The organism is Rhizobacter sp., assembly GCF_031412075.1.
Classification (GTDB): Bacteria; Pseudomonadota; Gammaproteobacteria; order Burkholderiales; family Burkholderiaceae_C; genus Rhizobacter.
In genome coordinates this window covers 1-3510 of sequence record NZ_JANOCG010000248.1, presented here as the reverse complement: position 1 = coordinate 3510, position 3510 = coordinate 1, and the positions used below count along the sequence as shown (strand labels likewise).

General features: G+C 61.4%; 4 protein-coding genes. All 4 read left to right on the top strand.

Going from position 1 to position 3510, the window contains the following annotated elements; all coding sequences use genetic code 11:
* The coding region (locus tag RMO40_RS08705) for a sugar nucleotide-binding protein (protein ID WP_309719168.1) at positions 1-420 on the top strand (420 nt) is incomplete at its 5' end.
* A 10-nt stretch (positions 421-430) separates the two neighbouring features.
* On the top strand, positions 431-1318 hold the full coding sequence (gene rfbA / locus RMO40_RS08700; protein WP_309719165.1) for a glucose-1-phosphate thymidylyltransferase RfbA: 888 nt from the start codon (positions 431-433) through the stop codon (positions 1316-1318).
* Positions 1315-1866, top strand: a complete 552-nt coding sequence (gene rfbC / locus RMO40_RS08695; protein WP_309719162.1) for a dTDP-4-dehydrorhamnose 3,5-epimerase — start codon at positions 1315-1317, stop codon at positions 1864-1866. Before rfbA ends, rfbC begins: the two co-directional genes overlap by 4 nt.
* Before the next feature lie 146 nt (positions 1867-2012).
* A partial coding sequence (locus RMO40_RS08690; RefSeq protein WP_309719160.1) for a Gfo/Idh/MocA family oxidoreductase occupies positions 2013-3510 on the top strand: 1498 nt, incomplete at its 3' end.

The following is a 3510-nucleotide window of genomic DNA, read 5'->3' as shown; positions in this document are numbered from 1 at the left end:
CGCGGCGGCAACTTCGCCAAGACGATGCTGAGGCTGGCACAAGAGCGCGAGAAGCTCACCGTGATTGACGACCAGTTCGGCGCGCCCACCGGGGCCGAGTTGATCGCCGACGTGACGGCCCACGCCATCCGTCAGACCCTGCGCGACAACGCTTGCTGCGGCACATACCACCTTGCAGCCTCCGGCGAAACCACATGGAATGGCTACGCCCGCTTCGCGCTCGACACGGCTCACGCGCTCAAGCCCGACCTGGCGATCAAAGCCCAGGAAGTGGCGCCCGTGCCCACCAGCGCCTTCCCCACACCCGCTCGCAGGCCGATGAATTCGCGCCTGGACACCACGCGCCTGCGCCAGACCTTTGGCCTGACGATACCCAACTGGCAACACGGCGTGCGGCGTATGCTCGCCGAAATTTTGTGAGACAAGACACATGACACAACGCAAGGGCATCATCCTTGCCGGCGGCTCGGGCACCCGCCTCCACCCGGCCACGTTGGCCATCAGCAAACAGTTGCTGCCGGTGTACGACAAGCCGATGATCTATTACCCGTTGACCACGTTGATGCTCACCGGCATTCGTGACGTGTTGATCATCAGCACACCACAAGACACGCCGCGCTTTCAGCAACTGCTGGGCGACGGCAGCGCCTGGGGCATGAACCTGCAGTACGCCGTGCAACCCAGCCCCGACGGCTTGGCGCAGGCCTTCATCATCGGCGCCGACTTTGTGGGCAACAGCCCCAGCGCCCTGGTGCTTGGCGACAACATTTACTACGGCCACGACTTCACCACGCTGCTGGGCGACGCCGACAAACAGGCCAGCGGCGCCACCGTGTTCGCGTACCACGTGAACGACCCCGAACGCTACGGCGTGGTGGCCTTCGACGCACAAGGCAAAGCGCGCAGCATCGAAGAAAAGCCCGCCAAGCCGCAAAGCAACTACGCCGTGACCGGCCTGTATTTCTACGACCTGCAGGTTGTGGAAATCGCCAAGGCGATCAAGCCCAGCGCCCGCGGCGAACTCGAGATCACCGCCGTGAATCAGGCCTACCTGGACCTCGGTCAGCTCAACGTGCAGATCATGCAGCGCGGTTATGCGTGGCTGGACACCGGCACCCACGACAGCTTGCTCGAAGCCAGCCAGTTCATCGCCACGCTGGAACACCGTCAAGGCCTGAAGATCGCGTGCCCCGAAGAAATTTCATGGCGACATGGATGGATCGACAGCGCCAGGCTGGAGGCGCTGGCGCAACCCATGCTCAAGAACGGCTACGGCCAGTACTTGGTGCGTTTGCTGAAGGACCCGGTGCTCCGATGAAAGTCACACCCACCGCCATCCCCGACGTGCTGATCATCGAACCCAAGGTGTTCGGCGACGAGCGCGGGTTCTTCTTCGAGAGCTTCAACCAGAAGGCTTTCAACGAGGCCACAGGTCTTGATGTGAATTTCGTGCAGGACAACCACAGTCGTAGTGCCAAGGGGGTGTTGCGGGGGTTGCACTACCAGGTCCAACAACCACAAGGCAAGCTGGTGCGGGTGGTGCGCGGTGCAGTGTTTGATGTGGCGGTGGATATTCGCCAAGCCTCACCGACTTTGGGTAAGTGGGTAGGAGTGGAGCTCTCGGAAGAGAACCACAAACAGCTCTGGGTGCCACCGGGTTTTGCCCATGGCTTCTTGGTGCTGAGCGACTCGGCCGACTTTCTGTACAAGACGACCGACTACTACGCACCTGAGCACGAGCGCTGTATCGCTTGGAACGATCCGGGCATCGGTATCGAGTGGCCCGACGCGGGCATGGAGCCAACGCTCTCCGCAAAAGACCGCGACGGACAGCACCTGTCTCCCTCTACTGCGGTCATTGCCTGAGTCGCCGCCGACGCCGATCACAGCCTTCCCCACTACATGATTTCATTCCTTCACGCTGAGCCCCCTCACATCGTCGCGAACCATCGTCGCATCGATCTGACCATCCACGTTGACCCATCCGTCGTCGAAAGCCGGGAGAAAGGGCAATGAGGCAGGTGCTTGTCAGCGGCGGCAAAGTCCATCTGGAGGAAGTGCCCGCCCCATTGGTTGAAGCAGGCACCGTGCTCATTCGAATGGACCATTCGTGCATCTCCATCGGCACCGAGATGTCTGGCGTCAAGTCCTCCGGCGTGCCGCTGTGGAAACGGGCAATGCGGCAACCTCAGCATGTCAAGAAGGTTGTCGACATGCTGATGACCGACGGCTTGGCTCAGACGCGCAAGCTGGTGCAAGAGCGCCTGGCGGTTGAATTGCCCACAGGTTACTCAGGGGCCGGTGTCGTGCTGGAGGTTGGCGAAGACGTCGACGAGTTTGCTCCCGGCGACCGTGTCGCCTGCGCTGGCGCGCAGTGCGCATTTCACGCTGAAGTGGTCCGAGTCCCCAAGAACCTTGTGGTGGCCGTCCCCGATGCGGTCGGGTTGGACGTTGCTTCGTCAGTCGCACTGGGCGCCATTGCCATGCAAGGCGTTCGTCGGGCATCGCCAACGCTGGGGGAAACCTTCGTCGTCATCGGACTGGGCATCCTCGGCCAGCTCATCGTTCAGATGCTCAAGGCAAACGGCTGCCGCGTCATCGGAGTCGATCTCGACAGGTCCCGCATTGCACTAGCTGAAAGTCATGGAATGAGCTGGGGCGTGCACCCAGATGACGCTGACGACGTGGCTCAAGTGGCGCGGATCACCGGCGGAACCGGCGCCGATGGCGTCATCATCACCGCAGCCAGTCCGTCCGACGCCATCGTGTCGGCCTCCTTTCGCATGTGCCGCAAGAAGGCTCGCGTCGTCCTGGTGGGTGATGTGGGTCTGGACCTCCAGCGAGCCGACTTCTATGCCAAGGAACTGGACTTCCTGATCTCGAGTTCATACGGTCCCGGTCGGTACGACGCCAAATACGAAGAAGGCGGTCTCGACTACCCGGTGAGCTATGTGCGCTGGACCGAAGGCCGCAACATGCAGGAGTACCTGCGCCTGATAGGCGACGGCACCATAAATCTCAAGTCGCTGATAAGCGCCATTCATCCAATTGAACAGGTCGCTACCGCCTACCAATCTCTGCAGGAAAGCGCCGAAAAGCCACTGATGCTGCTGCTCTCTTACCCGCACAAGCAAGCCATTGCCACACGGCGCGTCATCCTCACCCCCGCCCATACGACAACCAGCGGCAGCCGCATTCGCCTCGCTCTCATCGGTGCTGGAGGTTTTGCCAAGGGAATGCACCTGCCCAACATCCTCGAGCTGCAATCTGACTTCCAATTGCGCGCAGTGGCCAGCCGGACCGGCCACAACGCCGCCACCACCGCCAAGCGCTTCAACGCCGAATACTGCACAACCGACTTCCATGAGGTTCTGCAAGACAGAGACATCGATGCAGTGATCATTGCCACTCGCCACGATTCACATGCCCCCATAGCGCTGGAGGCGCTGATAGCGGGAAAGCACGTTCTCCTTGAGAAGCCCCTGTCGCTGGACGAGGCTGGACTGTCGG